Annotated in this window: 17 protein-coding genes; 12 read left to right on the top strand and 5 right to left on the bottom strand. The window is 64.8% G+C overall.

The window, feature by feature from the left end:
* The 4 genes from IVB47_RS11625 to IVB47_RS11610 form a co-directional block, all read right to left on the bottom strand.
* A partial coding sequence (locus tag IVB47_RS11625) for a calcium-binding protein (RefSeq protein ID WP_247461690.1) occupies positions 1 to 2,196 on the bottom strand: 2,196 nt, incomplete at its 3' end.
* Between the two features lie 438 nt (positions 2,197 to 2,634).
* Complete coding sequence (locus IVB47_RS11620) at positions 2,635 to 3,126, bottom strand: hypothetical protein (protein WP_247461689.1); 492 nt, start codon at positions 3,124 to 3,126, stop codon at positions 2,635 to 2,637.
* A 166-nt stretch (positions 3,127 to 3,292) separates the two neighbouring features.
* Positions 3,293 to 3,745 (bottom strand): DNA polymerase III subunit chi, encoded by a 453-nt coding sequence (locus IVB47_RS11615; protein WP_027569684.1) that lies wholly within the window; start codon positions 3,743 to 3,745, stop codon positions 3,293 to 3,295.
* 6 nt (positions 3,746 to 3,751) lie between these two features.
* Positions 3,752 to 5,251 (bottom strand): leucyl aminopeptidase, encoded by a 1,500-nt coding sequence (locus tag IVB47_RS11610; RefSeq protein ID WP_247461687.1) that lies wholly within the window; start codon positions 5,249 to 5,251, stop codon positions 3,752 to 3,754.
* Between the two features lie 340 nt (positions 5,252 to 5,591).
* Between IVB47_RS11610 and lptF the strand changes: the two genes are divergently transcribed.
* The 10 genes from lptF to IVB47_RS11560 all read left to right on the top strand — a co-directional run bounded on the left by lptF (position 5,592) and on the right by IVB47_RS11560 (position 16,035).
* Positions 5,592 to 6,761 carry an LPS export ABC transporter permease LptF gene (gene lptF, locus IVB47_RS11605; RefSeq protein ID WP_247461685.1) on the top strand — a complete coding sequence of 390 codons (1,170 nt, stop codon included), beginning with the start codon at positions 5,592 to 5,594 and terminating at the stop codon, positions 6,759 to 6,761.
* Positions 6,758 to 7,855 carry an LPS export ABC transporter permease LptG gene (gene lptG, locus IVB47_RS11600; RefSeq protein WP_027569681.1) on the top strand — a complete coding sequence of 366 codons (1,098 nt, stop codon included), beginning with the start codon at positions 6,758 to 6,760 and terminating at the stop codon, positions 7,853 to 7,855. The genes lptF and lptG overlap by 4 nt, the downstream gene beginning before the upstream one ends.
* Positions 7,855 to 10,344, top strand: a complete 2,490-nt coding sequence (locus IVB47_RS11595) for an LPS-assembly protein LptD (RefSeq protein ID WP_247461683.1) — start codon at positions 7,855 to 7,857, stop codon at positions 10,342 to 10,344. Before lptG ends, IVB47_RS11595 begins: the two co-directional genes overlap by 1 nt.
* Positions 10,345 to 10,413: 69 nt before the next feature.
* Positions 10,414 to 11,340 (top strand): SurA N-terminal domain-containing protein, encoded by a 927-nt coding sequence (locus IVB47_RS11590; protein WP_027569679.1) that lies wholly within the window; start codon positions 10,414 to 10,416, stop codon positions 11,338 to 11,340.
* Positions 11,340 to 12,359, top strand: coding sequence for a 4-hydroxythreonine-4-phosphate dehydrogenase PdxA (pdxA, locus tag IVB47_RS11585; protein WP_247286399.1), 1,020 nt, complete (start codon positions 11,340 to 11,342; stop codon positions 12,357 to 12,359). The genes IVB47_RS11590 and pdxA overlap by 1 nt, the downstream gene beginning before the upstream one ends.
* On the top strand, positions 12,356 to 13,216 hold the full coding sequence (gene rsmA / locus IVB47_RS11580; protein WP_247360601.1) for a 16S rRNA (adenine(1518)-N(6)/adenine(1519)-N(6))-dimethyltransferase RsmA: 861 nt from the start codon (positions 12,356 to 12,358) through the stop codon (positions 13,214 to 13,216). Before pdxA ends, rsmA begins: the two co-directional genes overlap by 4 nt.
* A 16-nt stretch (positions 13,217 to 13,232) precedes the next feature.
* Positions 13,233 to 14,291: an alcohol dehydrogenase gene (locus IVB47_RS11575; RefSeq protein ID WP_247461681.1), complete on the top strand. Its 1,059-nt coding sequence runs from the start codon at positions 13,233 to 13,235 to the stop codon at positions 14,289 to 14,291.
* 168 nt (positions 14,292 to 14,459) lie between these two features.
* Entirely contained in the window at positions 14,460 to 14,621 is a 162-nt protein-coding gene (locus IVB47_RS11570; RefSeq protein ID WP_007609340.1) for a Flp family type IVb pilin, read from the top strand.
* A gap of 72 nt (positions 14,622 to 14,693) precedes the next feature.
* On the top strand, positions 14,694 to 14,930 hold the full coding sequence (locus tag IVB47_RS11565; protein WP_007609339.1) for a hypothetical protein: 237 nt from the start codon (positions 14,694 to 14,696) through the stop codon (positions 14,928 to 14,930).
* A gap of 352 nt (positions 14,931 to 15,282) precedes the next feature.
* Positions 15,283 to 16,035 carry a Crp/Fnr family transcriptional regulator gene (locus IVB47_RS11560; protein WP_247461679.1) on the top strand — a complete coding sequence of 251 codons (753 nt, stop codon included), beginning with the start codon at positions 15,283 to 15,285 and terminating at the stop codon, positions 16,033 to 16,035.
* Here the strand turns inward: IVB47_RS11560 and IVB47_RS11555 are convergent.
* A complete protein-coding gene (locus IVB47_RS11555) occupies positions 16,014 to 16,751 on the bottom strand; it encodes a Crp/Fnr family transcriptional regulator (RefSeq protein WP_247461677.1) in 738 nt (245 codons plus the stop codon). The two genes, IVB47_RS11560 and IVB47_RS11555, sit on opposite strands and share 22 nt — an antisense overlap.
* A gap of 123 nt (positions 16,752 to 16,874) precedes the next feature.
* On the opposite strand from IVB47_RS11555, the gene IVB47_RS11550 reads away from it, so the two are divergent.
* Complete coding sequence (locus tag IVB47_RS11550) at positions 16,875 to 17,162, top strand: hypothetical protein (protein WP_247461675.1); 288 nt, start codon at positions 16,875 to 16,877, stop codon at positions 17,160 to 17,162.
* A gap of 17 nt (positions 17,163 to 17,179) precedes the next feature.
* Positions 17,180 to 17,881, top strand: coding sequence for a Crp/Fnr family transcriptional regulator (locus tag IVB47_RS11545; protein ID WP_247463134.1), 702 nt, complete (start codon positions 17,180 to 17,182; stop codon positions 17,879 to 17,881).
* The last annotated feature ends 102 nt before the right edge of the window (positions 17,882 to 17,983 follow it).

The raw sequence follows: 17,983 nt of genomic DNA, 5'->3' as shown, positions 1-17,983 counted from the left end.
CCGGCCGCCATTGGCCGAGATGTTGATGTTCTCGTTGATATTGGCGCCATTGAATGCCAGCGTGTCGGTGCCCTTGCCGCCTTCGACGGTGTCGCTGCCGTCGCCGGGGTTCCAGACGAAGGTGTCGTCGCCCGCGCCGAGATTGGCGAAATCGTTGCCGCGTCCGCCGTTCACAATGTCATTGCCGGCACTGCCGGTGATGGTGTCGTTGCCGTCGCCGCCATTGATGTTGAGGCTGAACGACTGTCCCGCCTTGATGGAAGACGCATTGATGACGTCATTGCCTTGTCCGCCGTTGATGCCGAGCACATCACCGGCGTCCGCGTGTGCAATCGTCACCTGCGCAGCGAGGCCGTTGACCACGATCGATCCGCCGGAGGCCACGACCGATATGTTGTCGTCACCGGTCGTGCCGTTCGCGGTCACGCGGTCCGCCGCGCCGTCGCCGCTCTGGCTGCCGGGGCCGGCACTGAGGTCGATGGCAACCTGCGTGATTCCTGTCCCGCTCAGATCGTTGACGGTGATGTTGTCGGCGCCGCCTGCTGCCGCGATCTGCACGTGCTCGACGCCAGCGAGGTCCATGACGATAGCACCGACGTCACGGGTGAGTAGTGCACGGCTTCCGATCGCCGAGATCGACATGGTCTCGGCCACATTGGCGCCGTTGAACACCATCGTGTCGGTTCCGTTGCCGCCTTCGACGACGTCGCTGCCGTCACCGGGATTCCACGTGAAGATGTCGTCGCCTGCGCCGAGAAGCGCGACGTCATTGCCGCGGCCGCCGATGACCTTGTCGTTGCCGTCGCCGCCGATCAGGGTGTCCGCGCCCTGGCTGCCGGTGATGGTGTCGTTGCCCGCCCCGCCGTCGATGGTCAGCCCGATCGCCGAGCCGAGCGTGGATGCATCGATCACGTCGTTACCGCCGAGCGCCTGCACGACCAGCCGGTCGTTGCCGGCCTCTGCGTTTGCGATTGTCACGACCTGTGGCAGCCCCGCGACCGTGACCGTTGTGCCTGTGGCTGTGACCTCGATGTGCTGATTGCCGTTGCTGCCGTTGACGGTCACCGTATCAGCTGCGCCGTCGCCTTGCGTCCCTCCCGGAACGGCTCCGAGATCAACCAGCACCTGCTTGACGCCGGTCCCGGTGAGATCGCCGACGGTGATATTATCGGCGCCGCCGCGCGCATCGAATTCGATCTGCTCGACGCTGTTGAGATCCATCGTGATGTTGGCGACGTCGCGGGTGAAGCGCACCCGGCCGCCATTGGCCGAGATGTTGATGGTCTCGTTGATGTTGGCGCCATTGAAAAGCAGCTTGTCGCTGCCCGAGCCACCCTCGACCGTGTCGTTGCCGTCACCGGGATTCCAGATGAAAGTGTCGTCGCCGCTCCCGAGCTGGGCGACGTCGTTGCCGCGTCCGCCATTGACGATATCGTCGCCGCCGCCGCCGATGATGAGGTCGTTGCCGTCACCGCCGATGATCCTGTCGTTGCCGGCGCCGCCATCGAGCGTCAGCGAGATCAGGCTGCCGAGCCCGTTGCCAGCGGTGATGGCATCGTCGCCGCCGCCACCGTGCAGGACGAGATTTTCCGTCGTGCCGATATCGAGCGAGAACGGCGCCGCGCCCGTCCCGTCGAGCCGCACGCGGGTGCCGTTCGCCGTGATCGTGAACGTCTCGGCGCCGTTGCTTCCGTTGACCTGAGCCGTATCGTTGCCCTCACCACCCTCGAACAGGTTGGTGCCGCCGCCGGGATTCCAGATCATGACGTCGTCGCCGGCCTCGCCGAACAGCTGGTTGTCGCCGCTGCCGCCGTCCAGCACGTCGTTACCCGCTCCGCCGAACAGCAGATCGTTGCCGCCGCCGCCCTTGATCAAATCGTTGCCGGCCTGACCAAACAGAAGATCGGCTCCCGAGCCGCCCGTGATCTTGTCATTGCCGTCGCCGCCGAAGACGTGCACCGCCGGCATCGGTCCGTGGCATTCGTCGACGGTGATCGTGTCGTCACCGCCCTGACCGAAGATGTCGATCGCGGTGGTGTTGTCGACCGTGGGTTCGCCACCAACCGTTTTCACGTGCCCGTTATTGACCAGGATGCGGCCGGACTTGTCGCGACTTATCACGAGGCCGTTATTCGCGCTGTCGCCGAAAATGGTGAGCTGCCCCGTAACCGGGGAAAACACAGAGGTAATGGACATCCAAATGATCCTTCCGACCTAGCCCCTCCCTTCGACGCGTAGCATTCGCGCACAAGACATTCTTGAACCGTTGCTTGAGACGCGCGTGATTATTCTGGAGATTTCCTCCAGTTTTCCTTCGGGGCAGTTTCCGACAGGGGATGCGAAGGCTTGCTCATCACGAACCGCCTGATCACGGATCACGCGTAACGCCCCCGTGATTTTCAAGGCGCGCGGAAGAACGCAGCTCGAGGCAATGAAGGCACTTTGGGCGAAGGTCGGCATCCGCGATGTCGAAACTCGCGAACAATATCGCCGGCGAGCGCGAACGGGAGAGATCACGATTCACGCCTCTGCCATCGCAATAGGGATGCAAAGCCGCTTGACGATGGGGACGAGCGTGCGCGGCTGATCGCATCGACAGCCGCAACCAGCTTCAGGGCAAAAGGCCGACCCGTGTTACGCCGACTTCTTCTTCGGCTTTGGCTTGGTCGTCTTCGGCATGACCGGAGCTTCCGGTGTGCCCTCGATCGAGGACAGGCGGCCGGCCGTGAAGGTGTAGATGCCGGCACGCGGACCGGTCGTCCAGGTCACGACCGCAACGCGCCTGCCGGCGGCATCACCGGAGAGGTTGACGCTCGAGGGCGCGCCAATGCCGCGCACCACGTCGCATTCGGTGTGGCCGAGCGCGACGGTGCCGCCCATCGGAGCCGGCGCGGTCGTCGACGCATTCGCATCGGCCGGCCCGGGCGGCGGCGCCATGCCGGCACAAGCCCCGTCGGCGCTGACCAGATCCTCGGCCCCAACCGGCTTGTCGGGGGTCAGCGGCGGCGACTCAATCGAGATGCTTTTGATGAACAGGCGGCTGGGCGTGTTGAACCACTGGGCATCCCTGGACAACAGATCGGTCCCGCCCGAACAGCCCGCGACCAGCGAGGCTACGGCCGCCAACGCAATTATGAGCGAGCTGGGAAGCTTTTGATGTCGCACGATAAACTAAATTCCCCGAGTGAAGGATCGGCCCTAAGCAATTGTAGCAACATCACTTTGCGGCACGAAGGTGACAAAAGCCATCATCACCCGAAAAGTGCAAATTATCATTAATTGCGAGCGACGGCTAATTCCGCTTCTGCCATCGGCCCCGCTCGTCAGCCTGCCAATAGGTGACATCAAATCCCCGCGCCTTGCAATCCGCCCAGGCGCTGCGGGCGAACGCAAGCGCGTCCGGATCGTCGCCATCGAACAGCAGCACCATGCGCTCATAGCCCTGCGCGTCCTGCGGCAGCGCGGCGTTGTCGACGAGGAAGCGGACATTGGCACCGTTCGGATTGTCCTCCTCGACCGCCAGCACGATCGGCTGATCGGCGGCGTCGCTGACCCGCCATGTCGCGTGCGGCAGGAAGGAATCGTCGCGATAGGTCCACAAATGGGCGTCGAGCGTATCGGCGCGCTCCGGCGAGGTCGACTGCACCACGACGCGCCAGCCGCGCTCCAGCGATTTCTCGAGAAGCGGCGGCAACACGTTCTCCACCGTCATGTTTTGCAGATGGTAGAACAGGACTTCAGTCATCTCGGGTCATTTGCGTTCGTAATGGTCGGCGACCAGACGGTCGAGCAAGCGAACGCCATAGCCACTTCCCCAGCTTTGGTTGATGTCGGTCTTCGGCGCCCCCATGGCGGTCCCGGCGATGTCGAGATGCGCCCAGGGCGTGCCGTCCACGAAGCGCTGCAGGAACTGCGCCGCGGTGATCGAGCCGCCATGGCGGCCGCCGGTGTTCTTCATGTCGGCGAACTGGGAATCGATCAGCTTGTCGTATTCGGGGCCAAGCGGCAGGCGCCAGACCTTCTCGCCGCTCTCGATGCCGGCCGCCAGCAGCCGCTCGGCAAGCTCGTCATTGTTGGAGAACATGCCGGCATGCTCGGTGCCGAGCGCGACCACGATGGCGCCGGTCAACGTCGCCAGATCCACCATGAATTTCGGTTTGGTTTTCTTGGCGACGTACCAGAGCACGTCGGCAAGCACCAGGCGGCCTTCCGCGTCGGTGTTGATGATCTCGATGGTCTGCCCCGACATCGAGGTGACGATGTCGCCCGGGCGCTGCGCGTTGCCGTCCGGCATATTCTCGACGAGGCCGATGGCGCCGACGACGTTGACCTTGGCCTTGCGTGCCGCGAGCGCATGCATCAGGCCGACGACGCAGGCAGCGCCACCCATGTCGCCCTTCATGTCCTCCATGCTGCCGGCCGGCTTGATCGAAATGCCGCCGGTGTCGAAGCAGACGCCCTTGCCGACGAAGGCAACCGGCGCCTCACCCTTCTTGCCGCCGTCCCAACGCATGATCACGGTGCGGCTCGGCCGCGCCGAGCCCTGGCCGACGCCGAGCAGCGCGCCCATGCCGAGCTTGTCCATCGCCTTGACGTCGAGCACCTCGATCCTGACGCCGAGTTTTCGGAGCAGGCCCGCGCGGCGCGCGAACTCCTCGGGAAAAAGCACGTTCGGCGGCTCGTTGACCAGGTCGCGCGCAATGACCACGCCGTCCACGATCGCAGCGGCCGATGCAAACGCCCTCTTCGCGGCGACGACATCGCCGACCGCAAACGAGACGTCGGCGCGCGTGCCGCCCTCCTCGCCCTCCTTCTTCTTGGTCTTGTAGCGGTCGAACTTGTAGGTGCGCAGCCGCAGCCCCGAGGCGATCGCGACCGCCTGCTCGCTCGTCATGGCGCCATTGGGCAGTTCCGCCATGATAGTCATGGCCGCCGCCCCGGACGGAAGCTTGCTCGCCGCCACGCCGCCGAATTTGAGGAAGTCGTTCGCCTTCAGGCCGGCCGCCTTGCCGGCGCCGATCACGATCAGGCGGGTGGCCTTCACGCCCTCGGGTGCAAGGATGTCGAGCGCAGCACCGCTTTTGCCCTTGAAGGCGGCGGCGGCCGCCGCCCGCTTCACGAGTTCGGTGACGCCGCCGAGCGCCTTGGCGGTCGCCGGACCGAGCTTCAGACCGTCATCGCAGAACACGACCATGATGCCACGGACGGCAGCAGACAATGGAACGAAGCCGACCTTGATGGCATCGGACATGAGTAACTCCTCAAAAACATTGCGCTTTTTACCGATCGGCGGTCCTGGCCACGGGCCGGAGCTGAACGGCGATTCACTGCGCGTGCCGCACTATGGGCCACCGGCCCGGCAGATGCCAAGCACCCCCCGTGGCCGAGGGGCCACAACGCGGGAAATATTAACCATATATTGAGGGTGCCACGGGGCAGCCATTTTGTTGACGGATCAAAGGGATGGTACTGAGAGAGTAAGCCGGCGGATGAGATGGTTGGCCGACCTTGGGGATCCCCTTGCGGGGATTGGTTGGACAGCCGGAATTCCGGCCGGCATTGGGGACTTGGTGGGATTCGTGCGGTAGCGCATGGGGTCAATCGATAGGTATATCTTCCGCACGACGCTCGCGTCGTTTGCGCTGGTCCTGGTCAGCCTCACGGGCGTGATCTGGATTACGCAGGCGTTGCGCGGCATCGACCTGATGACGAGCCAGGGTCAGACCATCCTGACCTTCCTCGGCATCACCAGCCTCGTCGTGCCCGCGCTGGTCCTGATCATCTCGCCGATCGCGCTGATGATCGCGATCTCGCATACGCTGAACAAGCTCGCGACCGATTCCGAGATCATCGTGATGAATGCCGCCGGCTTCTCGCCGTTCCGGCTGTTCTATCCGTTCTTCTACGCCACCTGCGTCGTGGCGCTGCTGGTCGCCTTCATCGCGGCCTATCTCGCTCCCGACGGCATGCGGCGGATCAAGCAGTGGGACGCCGAGATCACCGCCGACGTGCTCACCAACATCCTGCAGCCCGGCCGCTTCGCCCAGCTCGACAAGAACCTGACGATCCGGATTCGCGAACGCCAGCCCGGTGGCATCCTCGCCGGCATCTTCATCGACGACCGCCGCGATCCGAACGAGCGGGTCTCGATAGTCGCCGAGCACGGCGAAGTCGTGAAGAACGACAACGGATCGTTCCTGGTGCTGGAGACCGGCAATCTCCAGCGCTTTGAGGCCGGCAAGCGCGATCCCGCGCTGGTGGCGTTCGGCCGCTACGGCTTCGACATGTCGAAGTTCTCGGGCCAGGGCCGCGATGTCACGCTCGGCATCCGCGAGCGTTATCTCTGGGAGCTGCTCTCGCCGTCCGAGGACGACCCTGTCTACAAGCAGATTCCCGGCCAGTTTCGCTCGGCCCTGCATGACAGCCTGCTGGCGCCGATCTATCCGTTCGCCTTTGCCGTGCTGACCTTCGCGTTCCTGGGTGCGCCTCGCACCACGCGCCAGAGCCGCAACTTCTCGATCGGCTCCTCGATCATCGCCGTGTTCGGCCTGCGCATGGCCGGCTTCGCCTGCTCGGTGATGGCGGTGAAATCGCCGGGCGCGGTGCTGGTCCAATATGCGATGGTCATCGGTGCCATCGGCCTCGGGCTGGCGATCATCATTGGCGGCCTCGTGGTCGAGCCGCCGCCGCGCCTCATGGAGGCCATCAACAGGTCGAACGCGCGCATCGCGCGGCTGTTCCGACGGCCGGCCACCGCATGAGCATGCTCACCAACACACTCGGGCGCTATTTCGCCGGCCGTTTCGTGGTCGCGGCGCTCGGCGTGTTCGCCAGCATTTTCCTGTTGCTGGTGCTGGTCGATTACATCGAGATGGTGCGCAAGACCTCGGGGCTCGCATCCGCCTCCGCAGTCATGGTGGCCGAGACCTCGCTGTTCCGCGTGCCGCAGCTGTTGGAGAAGCTGACGCCGTTCTGCATGCTGATCGGTGCCATGACCTGCTATCTCGCCCTCTCCCGCCGGCTCGAGCTCGTGGTCGCGCGCGCCGCCGGCGTCTCCGCATGGCAATTCATCTCGCCGGCGCTCGGCAGCGCGCTGCTGATCGGCGTGATCGCCACCGTCGCCTACAATCCGATGTCGGCCAATCTGCGCGAGCTCTCCAAGCGCATGGAAGCCGAGCTGTTCGGCTCGGCGCCCGGCGGCGGCATTCAGGACGCCTCCGGCTTCTGGCTCAATCAGGTCACCAATGACGGCCAGACCATCATCAACGCGGCGCGCAGCGAGCAGCAGGGCGTCCGGCTCACTGGGCTCACCCTGTTCCGGTTTGACACAGAGCAGCACTTCAAGGAGCGGGTCGAGGCGCGCGAGGCGACGCTCGAGGCCGGCCGTTGGCTGTTCAAGGGCGTCCGCCGCTTCTCGCTGGATTCGCCGCCGGTCGATCAGGCCAGCCTGGAGATTCCGACGACGCTGACCGAGGCGCAGGTCCGCAACAGCTTTTCCACACCCGAGACTGTGTCCTTTTGGCAACTACCGAGCTACATCCGCTCGTCCGAAAGCTCGGGCTTCGCGACAGCCGGATACCGACTCCAGTATCAGAAGCTTCTGGCACAGCCGTTTTTGCTTGCGGCCATGGTGATGCTCGCGGCTTCCGTGTCGTTGCGCTTCTTCCGGATGGGCGGCGTGCAGAAGATGGTTTTGAGTGGCGTGGGCGCAGGCTTTCTGCTCTACGTTCTGTCGAAAGTGACTGAAGATTTGAGCAAGGCTGAGTTGATGCATCCGATCGCTGCGGCGTGGTTGCCCGTGGTGGTGGGCGGCCTCACCGGCTTTTTGGCCTTGCTGTATCAGGAGGACGGATAGTGACGGCCGTCCACCGCGGGCCCGTGTCTCGTTTGACGCGGCGCACATTGGTGCGCGCGAACGGGTGTGGCTTGTCCATTCGTAGGTTCCTGCTTGCTGTCGCCGCCGTGGTATCGCTCGGTGGCGTGGTGGACGTTGCCGCCGTTGCGCCGGCCTCCGCCCAGAGCTTCACCTACAATCCGCTGCCGCCGCGTGCGAAGCCGCCGAAGGCCGTCAACGACAACCAGATGCTGGTTCAGGCGACCGAGGTCGACTACGACTACAACAATTCGCGCGTCTCCGCGGTCGGTAACGTCCAGCTGTTCTACAACGGCACCAGCGTCGAGGCCGACAAGGTCATCTACGACCAGAAGACCAAGCGGCTCCATGCCGAAGGCAACATCCGCATGACGGATGCCGACGGCAAGATCACCTATGCGGAGATCCTGGACCTGTCCGACGACTACCGTGACGGTTTCGTCGATTCGCTGCGCGTCGATACGGCCGACCAGACCCGCATGGCGGCGAGCCGCTCCGATCGCTCCAGCGGCAACTACACGGTGTTCGAGAACGGCGTCTACACGGCCTGCGCGCCGTGCAAGGACGATCCGAAGAAGCCGCCGCTATGGCAGGTCAAGGGTGCGCGCATCATCCACGACCAGCAGGAGAAGATGCTGTATTTCGAGACGGCGCAGCTCGAATTCTTCGGCGTGCCCATCGCCTATATGCCCTATTTCTCGACGCCCGACCCGACCGTGAAGCGCAAGACCGGCTTCCTGATGCCGGGCTTCACGTCGAATACGCCGTTCGGCTACGGCGTTGAGGTTCCGTTCTACTGGGCGATCGCGCCCGACATGGACGCGACCTTCAGCCCGCGCATCACGTCCAAGCAGGGCGTGCTGTTCCAGGCCGAATTCCGCCAGCGCCTGATGGACGGCGCCTATCAGATCCGCGTCTACGGCATCGACCAGCTCGATCGGAGCGCGCTCGCCGGCCAGCCCGGCGACAAGCAATTCCGCGGCGCCGTCGACACCAAGGGTCAGTTCGCGCTGAACGACAAATGGGTCTGGGGTTGGGACGGCGTCCTGATGTCCGACTATTATTTCTTCTCGGACTATCGGCTGTCGCAATATCGCGATCCGCTCGGCTCGTTCCTGTATCTGCCGACGGATGCGCTCTCGCAGCTTTACCTGACCGGTGTCGGCAATCGCAGCTTCTTCGACGCGCGCACGATGTACTGGCTGAGCTACTCGGGCAACCAGAGCCAGGTGCCGGTCGTCTACCCCGTGATCGACTATTCGAACGTGCTGAACTATCCGGTCTTCGGCGGTGAGTTCAGCTACAAGACCAATTTCGTGAACCTGTCGCGTGACACCGCGGTGTTCGATCCGATCACGACGCTCGCCAACACCAACAGCCTGTGCACGACGGCATCGGCCGATCCGCTCGCGCGCACGCCGTCGCAGTGCCTGATGCGCGGCTTCCCGGGCACCTACACTCGCCTTACGGCCGAAGCGCAGTGGCGCAAATCCTTCACCGATCCGTTCGGTGAAATCTGGACGCCGTTCGCCATTCTGCGCGCCGATGCGATCAACTCCTCGGTCTCCAACCAGCCGGGCGTGTCGAACTATCTTCCTGTCGGCGACACCCAGGCGTTCCGCCTGATGCCCACCGTGGGCCTCGAATACCGCTATCCCTTCATCAACGTTCAGCCCTGGGGCTCGACCACCATCGAGCCGATCGCGCAGATCATCATTCGGCCGAACGAGACCTATGCCGGCAAGTTCCCGAACGAGGACGCGCAGAGCATGGTGTTCGACGCCTCGAACCTGTTCAGCGTCGACAAGTTCTCCGGCTACGACCGTGTCGAGGGCGGCGGCCGCGCCAATGTCGGCGTGCAGTCCACCACGCAGTTCGACAGGGGCGGCGCCATCAAGACGCTGTTCGGCCAGTCCTACCAGCTGTTCGGCATGAACTCCTTCGCGGTCCAGGACTCCATCAACACCGGCGTGGATTCCGGCCTGCAAAGGCCGCGCTCCGACTATGTGGCGAGCGCCGCCTATTCGCCCAACAGCACCTATACGTTCAGCGTTCGCTCGCGCATGGACGAGCAGACCTGGAACGTCCAGCGCTTCGAGGCGGAAGGCCGCGCCAACTTCAACCGCTGGTCCGTCAGCATGCTGTACGGCAATTACGCGGCGCAGCCGGAACTCGGCTATCTGACCCGCCGCGAGGGCATCCTGACGTCGGGCTCGATCAAGGTCGCGGCCAACTGGGTGGTCACGGGCTCGGCGCGCTGGGACCTGGAGGCCAACAAGATCAACCAGTATGTGCTCGGTGCCGGCTACGTCGACGATTGTTTTGTGCTCGGCTTGAACTATGTAACAGCGTATAGCTATTCCGCAGGCGCGACGCCGCCCGTGCTGAACCACGCGATCATGTTCCAGATCGGCCTGCGCACGCTGGCGAACACAGCGACGACCAGCAGTTCCGGCAGCGGTCTCCAGTGATTGGTTTGAAGGTGCCGGCCGCGTGTTCCCGATCGCAGGTTCACCGCGGCTGACATGCGAGCGACAAATATGACGATCCCATTGCCTGTCTTCCGCCTCTTCCTCCTCCTCACCGCCCTGCTCTTGGCCGGCACGCCGTCGCGCGCGCAGAACATCGTCGTGATGGTGAACGGCGATCCCATCACCGACTTCGACATTGACCAGCGCTCCAAGCTCGACCAGCTGACGACGCAGAAGACACCGGCCCGTCAGGAGGTCATCAACGAGCTGATCGACGACCGGGTGAAGATGAAGGAAGGCAAGAAATACGGGGTCGATCCCGGCGTCTCCGACATCAACCAGTCCTACGATGGCATGGCGCAGCGCATGCGCATCTCGCCGGACCAGCTCACCAAGTCGCTCGAGGTCAAGGGCGTCCGCCCCGAAACCCTGAAGAGCCGCATGAAGGCCGAGATGGTCTGGAGCAGCCTGGTGCGCGGCCGCTTCAAGGAAAAGCTGTTGGTCGGTGAGAAGGACGTCGCGCAGGCCGTGCAGGCCCAGACCGGCGACAAGCTGCAGATCGAGGGCACCGAATACAAGATGCAGCCGATCGTGCTGATCGTGCCGCGCGGATCGTCGCCGGCGTTCCTGGAGACGCGGCATAAGGAAGCCGAGCAATATCGCTCGCGCGTCGGAAGCTGCGAAGAAGCCAATTCGTTGTTCCGCTCCACGCCGAACGCCACCATCCGCGACATCGTCACCAAGACCACCGCTGAATTGCCCGAGGCGCTACGCAAGGTCCTCGACGACACGCCGATCGGCCACCTCACCGCCCCCGAGACGACCAAAGCGGGCATCGAGATGGTGGTGCTGTGCTCGCGCAAGCCGACCATGATCGACACGCCGAAGAAGCGCGAGGTCCGCGAGAAGATGTATCAGGAGAAGTACGAGAAGACCCAAAAGGCCTATCTCGAGGACCTCCGCAAGGCGGCGATGATCGAGTATCGCAACCGCTGATGGCCCAGCAGCCTGCCAAGCCTCTCGCGCTGACGCTGGGAGAACCTGCCGGCATCGGCCCCGACATCACCATCGCAGCCTGGCTCAAGCGCCGGGAACTGGACCTGCCCGCCTTCTATCTGCTCGGCGACGAGGCGCTGATCGCGCGCCGCGCCAAAGCGCTCGGCGCCGACGTCAGGATCGCTTCGGTGAGCGCCGGCGAGGCCGGGGCCGCTTTCCCTGAGGCCCTGCCCGTGGTCGCGACCGGCGACGAGCCCGCGAGTGCCGAGCCCGGCAAGCCCGACGCATCGAGCGCGCCGGCCGCGCTCGCCTCGATCCGCCAGGCGGTCACTGATGTCCGCGACGGTCGCGCCGGCGCCGTCGTCACCAATCCGATCGCCAAGAGCGTGCTCTATCGCGCCGGCTTCCGCCATCCCGGCCATACCGAATTCCTCGCCGAGCTCGCCGCGGAAGACGGCCGCGTGCCGCAGCCGGTGATGATGCTGTGGTCGCCGCGGCTCGCCGTGGTGCCCGTGACCATCCACGTCTCCTTGCGCGACGCACTGGCCCAGCTCACCAGCGAGCTGATCGTCTCGACCGTGCGCATCGTCGCGACCGAACTCAAATCCCGCTTCGGCATCGCCATTCCGCGCATCGCGATCTCCGGCCTCAATCCGCACGCCGGCGAGGACGGCTCGCTCGGCCACGAGGAGCAGACCGTGATCGCGCCGGCGATCAAGACGTTGCGCAGCGACGGCATCGAGGCGAAGGGACCGCTCCCCGCCGACACCATGTTCCACGAAGCCGCGCGAAACAGCTACGACTGCGCCGTCTGCATGTACCACGACCAGGCGCTGATCCCGATCAAGACGGTGGCGTTCGACGACGCGGTCAACGTCACGCTCGGCCTGCCCTTCATCCGCACCTCGCCCGACCACGGCACCGCCTTCGACATCGCCGGGACCGGCAAGGCCAATCCGGCAAGCCTGATCGCCGCGTTGAGGCTTGCGAGCCGGATGGCGGCTGCGAAAACCCGATGAGCGCGATCGACGACCTCCCGCCGCTTCGCGAGGTCATTCGCCAGCACGCTTTGTCGGCCCGCAAATCGCTCGGCCAGAACTTCCTCCTCGACCTCAATCTCACCGCGCGCATCGCGCGTGCGGCGGCTCCGCTCGAGGACTCTACCATCATCGAGATCGGCCCCGGCCCGGGCGGATTGACGCGCGCCTTGCTCGCGCTCGGCGCCAGACGCGTCATCGCCATCGAGCATGACGAGCGCGCGATCCCTGCCTTGCAGGATATTTCCGCGCGCTATCCCGGCCGTCTCGAGATCGTGCATGGCGACGCCATGACCTTCGACCCGCGCCCGCTGCTGTCGGGCGAACGAGCAAAAATCGTCGCCAACCTGCCCTACAACATCGCGACCCACCTTCTCGTCGGCTGGCTCACCACCGAGCCCTGGCCGCCCTGGTACGACATGATGGTCCTGATGTTCCAGCGCGAGGTCGGCGAGCGCATCGTGGCGCGCGAGGACGACGAGGCCTATGGCCGGCTCGGCGTGCTCGCCAACTGGCGCTGCGAGACCAAGATCCTGTTCGACATTGGGCCGTCCGCCTTCGTGCCGCCGCCGAAGGTCACCTCTTCCGTCGTGCGACTGATCCCGCGCGAAACGCCTCTCGCCTGCGATCGCAAGCTGCTCGAACAGGTCGCCGCCGCCGCCTTCGGCCAGCGCCGCAAGATGCTGCGGCAAAGCCTGAAGGCGCTCGGCGCCGATCCCGCGCGGCTCGCCGCAGCTGCGGGCGTCGACGCGACGCGGCGCGCGGAGACCGTTCCGATTTCCGGCTTTGTTGCCATGGCCCGTGAATTGGCCAATATACGCAGCGAAACAGAGAGATAATTTCGGAGGAAGAAATATGGCGTTGATGCGTCGGCAGTCCCTTGTCAAGTTCGATGCGCCGCTGTGCGAGACCATCGTCGACACGCCGAAGCCGCAAGGAGGCGAGGTGCTGGTGCGCATCGAGCGCTGCGGCCTCTGCCACTCCGATCTGCACATCCAGGACGGCTACGCCGATCTTGGCGGCGGCAAGAAGCTCGACACCACGCGCGGCATGACGCTGCCCTTCACGCTCGGCCACGAGATCGCGGGCGTAGTCGATGAAGTCGGCCCCGACGTGTTCGCCGGTCTCGTCGGCAGCAAGAAGGCGGTGTTTCCGTGGATCGGTTGCGGCCAGTGCCGCGACTGCGCCAATAGCGACGAGAACCTCTGCGCCAGGCAGCGCTTTCTCGGCGTCTCCATCGACGGCGGCTTCGCCACCCACGTGCTGGTGCCCGACGCGAAATATCTGCTCGACTACGATCCTCTGCCCGTCAACCAGGCCGCGACCCTGATGTGCTCCGGCGTCACCGCCTATGGCGCGCTCAAGCGCCTGGTCGACCGACCGCGCCAGCGCAACCTCCTGCTGATCGGCCTCGGCGGCGTTGGCATGATGGGCCTTTCCTTCGCGGCGGCCATGTTCAAGCAGCCGATCACGGTCGCCGATCTCAGCGGTGCCGCGCGCGAGACCGCGCTGAAGAACGGCGCGGCGGTGGCCTACGATCCGGCCGAGCCCGACGTGATCAAGCGCATCCTCAAGGAAACCGATGGCGGCTTCGACGAGATCGTCGATTTCGCGGGCAATGAGAAGTCCATGGCTTTCGCGGTCGCGGCCGCCGCGCGCGGCGGCAAGATCGTGGTCTCCGGCCTGATGGGCGGCCAGTTCACGTTGCCAATGGTGCAATGGGTCTACAAGCGCATGACCATCGAGGGCTTCATGGTCGGCACGCTCACCGAGGCTCACGAGCTGATGGCGCTCGCCCGCGCCGGCAAGATCAAGCCGACGCCGATGCGCGAGGAGCCGATGGGCGACGTCCAGACCTGGATCGACAAGCTTCGCGCCGGCAAGGTCGTCGGCCGCATCGTGCTCAAGAACTAGCGCCGTAGAAGATCGACGAACGCAGGGCGGCGGAATCCATTTCTCGCCGCCCGCTTCGTGGACGGCGATTAACTCGAAATTGACGCAAGGCGGGGTTCCGAATTGGGGAACCCGCTCCCTGCGGATTATGGTCCTCGCCAGCTCTCTTATTGGAATTCTGGCAAGACCATGCAGACCATCCGCCGCTTCCTCGCCGACGAGTCCGGCGCCACCGCGATCGAGTACGGCCTGATCGCCGCCGGCATCGCGCTCGCGATCATCGCCGTCGTCAACAATCTCGGCGCGACGCTGAACAAAAAGTTCACCTCGATCAGCAGCTCGCTGAAGTAGCGCGGCACGCTCGTTAATACACGGCATTCGTCTGTCCCGCGGAACGGCAACGGCCGCGCCGCGTTGGCAGCCATGTCCATTCGCTGCACCGTCGAGAACGCATTCTTCATCGCCTGGAGCTTCCTGGAGCAGAGCGGAGAGCTCGGCTCTCCGGACGAGACGGCGAACGTCCTGCTCGACGCCATCGAGGCCCAGCTCAGGACCGGTGAACGCCGGCAACTGATGCTCGCCAACAGGGCGATCGATGCCTATCGCGCCCACGCGGAAAAAAGCCGCCCCGCGCATGATTGCGAAGCACGCTTCGGGTGACGAACATCCTCGCCGCCCTCGGGCCCGCCGGCCCGGCGGCGATTGAGGTATAGGCCGGCGGTCCGTCGGGCAGAGCGCACGGGCTGCGGCGCTCCGCATCGGGACGCTACGCCGATCCGCGCCCCTGTTGTGTGCACTCCTGCACAGAGTTCGTGAAGTTGAAGGCCGCCGGGTTCGGCAGCGCCATTTGCCTCGCGTAACATGCGCCTCGCCAGCGATTTCCGTAATTCCGCAGACCGGAGGCCAATTTTTCAACGCTTGGAAAACGCCTTGTGTGCACTTTGGAACCGTCGGCTCCGTCGCGGAAACGTAGGGTTCTGGCCGGTGCCGATTCCCGGCCAGAGCAACACATGTGACCGGTCGGCCCCAGAACGATCTTCTCCAGCGGCTCAGCCGCCCGGATTTCGAACTGCTTGCGCCGCACCTCCAGCCGGTCGAACTCGAGGCGAGCCACATCCTGCATCACGCGAGCGACGAGGTCACGGCGGTGCATTTTCCCTGCCGCTCGACACTCGTGTCGTTCGCCGTGCCGGTCGAGGACGATCGCGAGGTCGAAAGCCTGCTGGTCGGACGCGAGGGCGCGGTGGGCATTGCCGCCGGCCGCAGCGCCTCGCTGGCCTATTCGCGCATCGTCGTGAAGCTGGGCGGCACCCTGATGCGGCTGCCGCCGCGCGCGCTCGAGCAGGCCCAGCAGAGGTCGGCCACGCTCCAGCAGGTGTTCTCGCGCTACGCCGACTGCCAGTTCGCTCAGCTGCTTCAGACCGCGGCCTGCAATGCCGCGCATTCGATCGAGCAGCGCGCTGCCAAGTGGATCATGTCGGCGCAGGAGCACGTCGGCGGCCCCGAGATCCCTCTCACCCACGAGCAGCTTGCCGGCATGCTCGGCGTCTCCCGCAGCTATGCCAGCCGCGTCATCCAGATGTTCAAGGCGAGGCGGATCCTCGCGACACGCCGTGGCGCCATCCTGATCCTCGACGCGCCGGCGCTCGAAGCCAGAGCCTGCCGTTGCAACGATTGGGTGAAGAAGCATTTCGACGAAGTGCTCGGCGCGCGGCATCTGCCAGCGGCTGACATATTGCGGCCTCACGCGCGCGGCGGCGACTGACGCTTGAGATGCAGATAGGTCGGACTGAAGCCTCCGAGCCGCTGCAGTTCGCGCCATTTCAGCACGATCAGCTCGCTGTCGCGCAAGTCCATGGTCCCGCTCCGCCTGAGGTCGGCGAGCGTCCGGTTCACCGTCGCGATCGCCATGCCCAGCGTCTCGCCGAGCTGCGCCAGGCTGATGGGCAGGCGGCAGCGATTGCCGCGAACGAGTTGCGCGGCCCGCGCGCGGTAGAACAGCTCGCAGAACAGGTGTGCCATGCGCGTGTGCATCGGCCGGGCGCTGTTGTTGGTGATGGCCTCGCGAAAAATGGCCGCATCGAGCAGCGTCTCGCGCCAGACCGAGAGCGCGAAGGTCGGTCGTCGCCGGAAGGCAATGAACAATTCGCGATGCGGGATGAAGGCCACCGAGGCGGGCCCGAGGGCGCAGAGGCCATGGTCCATCTGGTCGATGAACAAGCCCTGGGAGTCCGGCAAGTCGCCGGACAGATGGAACGCGAGATATTGCCGCCGGCCGCTGTCGAGCAGATGGTAGCGCGCGATCATGCCGGAGACGACCAGCGCCGAATGCTCGGGTTCGTCACCCTGACGGATGAAATCCTCGTTCGGCGCGAACTCGCGCTGCACAAAGGTCAGCCCGCGAATTTCAGCGACATCTTCCTGTGCGAGCGCGGTGTGCTCGCACAGGTTCCGGATCAGCACGTCATGGGCTTTTTCCATGTGTCCCGTTCCACGTATCCCGCCAAAAATCCTGCCGCTTCGATCAAATGATACATCTGGCCCGTATCCAGCGGACTAGAACGCTGGTCGGAAGCACAGGTTGCTACCGGTCTGCGACATTACTTGGTCGCAGCCCACCGTCCCTCGATCGCAGACTGCACCCGCCGTTCGCATGAGCTCCACGACGATCCTGAAGCGCATTCGCCACCTGTTCGCATCGGATCGGGCGAGCACCTGGACAGTATCAGCCATGCCTTCCTGCAGGGCAGGTTGAAGGAGCCGGCGCAGCCGATGTCGGATCAGGAGCTTGCGCGCGCCATCCGCGAGTTCCAGGCGGTTCCCGTCTCCGATTGGGCCCTCGCAAAACTCTCCCAACGCCTGCTCGACCCGGCGATGCCGCGTGACGAGTGAAACACCTCCTCTTGTCCATGCCGCACCCGAAGTTCATCGCTCATCTCCAGGCGATTGAAGGCCTCTCAGAAGACGAACGCCGCCAGATCGCTGGCCTGCCGTCCACGCTCCGTCAGGTTTCGGACGGCGAGATCGTGCTGCGCCAGGGTGAAGATGCCTCTCGCTGCGTTTTCGTCGTCAGCGGCTTTCTCTACCAGGCTCGCATCGTCGGCGATCGCAGCCAGATCCTCGCCTTCCACGTTCCCGGCGACATGCCGTGCCTGCACACGCTGCTGGTCTCGCCGATGGATGCGGACCTCGTCGGTCTTGGCCCCACCATCGTCGGCTACGTCGCACACAGCCAACTCAAGCAGCTGCTCGACGGCTCCATTCACCTGACCCGCGCGTTCTGGCGCGAGACGCTGATCGATGCGGCGATCTCGCGACAATGGATCGCGCGCCTCGGTGCACAGGCGGCACTGCCGAAGGTAGCGCATCTGATCTGCGAGCTCGCCGCAAGGCTGGAGGTCGTGGGCCTCGTCAAGAACCGCCGCTTCCAGATGCCGATGACGCAGCGGCATGTCGCCGATGCCTGCGGATTGTCGATCGTCCACGTCAACCGCACCATCCAGGAGCTGAGAGGGCGCCGATTGATTGTCTGGGAGGGAAGCGAGATCGAGCTGTTGCAACCCGACGAACTCCGCGCCCTCGCGGATTTCACGCCGGATTATCTGACGTGAGCGAGGCAGGCAACTCGGGGGACGCGCCGGCGCTCCAACGAGCAAGCCCGGTCGGCCTGCGTCCGGGACACGAGACGGAAGGATAGCGCACGCGGTCTCCAC

This window comes from Bradyrhizobium sp. 62, from assembly GCF_023073035.1.
GTDB lineage: Bacteria > Pseudomonadota > Alphaproteobacteria > Rhizobiales > Xanthobacteraceae > Bradyrhizobium.
Note: the sequence above shows the minus strand (reverse complement) of the source record. Positions and strands in the feature narration are given on the sequence as shown.

Coding starts and splice junctions, on each gene's coding strand:
- lptG (WP_027569681.1), top strand. CDS start 6,758: ATGAGCATGCTCACCAACACACTCGGGCGCTATTTCGCCGGCCGTTTC.
- IVB47_RS11590 (WP_027569679.1), top strand. CDS start 10,414: ATGACGATCCCATTGCCTGTCTTCCGCCTCTTCCTCCTCCTCACCGCC.
- rsmA (WP_247360601.1), top strand. CDS start 12,356: ATGAGCGCGATCGACGACCTCCCGCCGCTTCGCGAGGTCATTCGCCAG.
- IVB47_RS11615 (WP_027569684.1), bottom strand. CDS start 3,745: ATGACTGAAGTCCTGTTCTACCATCTGCAAAACATGACGGTGGAGAAC.
- IVB47_RS11545 (WP_247463134.1), top strand. CDS start 17,180: ATGCCGCACCCGAAGTTCATCGCTCATCTCCAGGCGATTGAAGGCCTC.
- IVB47_RS11565 (WP_007609339.1), top strand. CDS start 14,694: ATGTCCATTCGCTGCACCGTCGAGAACGCATTCTTCATCGCCTGGAGC.
- IVB47_RS11570 (WP_007609340.1), top strand. CDS start 14,460: ATGCAGACCATCCGCCGCTTCCTCGCCGACGAGTCCGGCGCCACCGCG.
- IVB47_RS11575 (WP_247461681.1), top strand. CDS start 13,233: ATGGCGTTGATGCGTCGGCAGTCCCTTGTCAAGTTCGATGCGCCGCTG.
- lptF (WP_247461685.1), top strand. CDS start 5,592: ATGGGGTCAATCGATAGGTATATCTTCCGCACGACGCTCGCGTCGTTT.
- pdxA (WP_247286399.1), top strand. CDS start 11,340: ATGGCCCAGCAGCCTGCCAAGCCTCTCGCGCTGACGCTGGGAGAACCT.
- IVB47_RS11610 (WP_247461687.1), bottom strand. CDS start 5,251: ATGTCCGATGCCATCAAGGTCGGCTTCGTTCCATTGTCTGCTGCCGTC.
- IVB47_RS11555 (WP_247461677.1), bottom strand. CDS start 16,751: ATGGAAAAAGCCCATGACGTGCTGATCCGGAACCTGTGCGAGCACACC.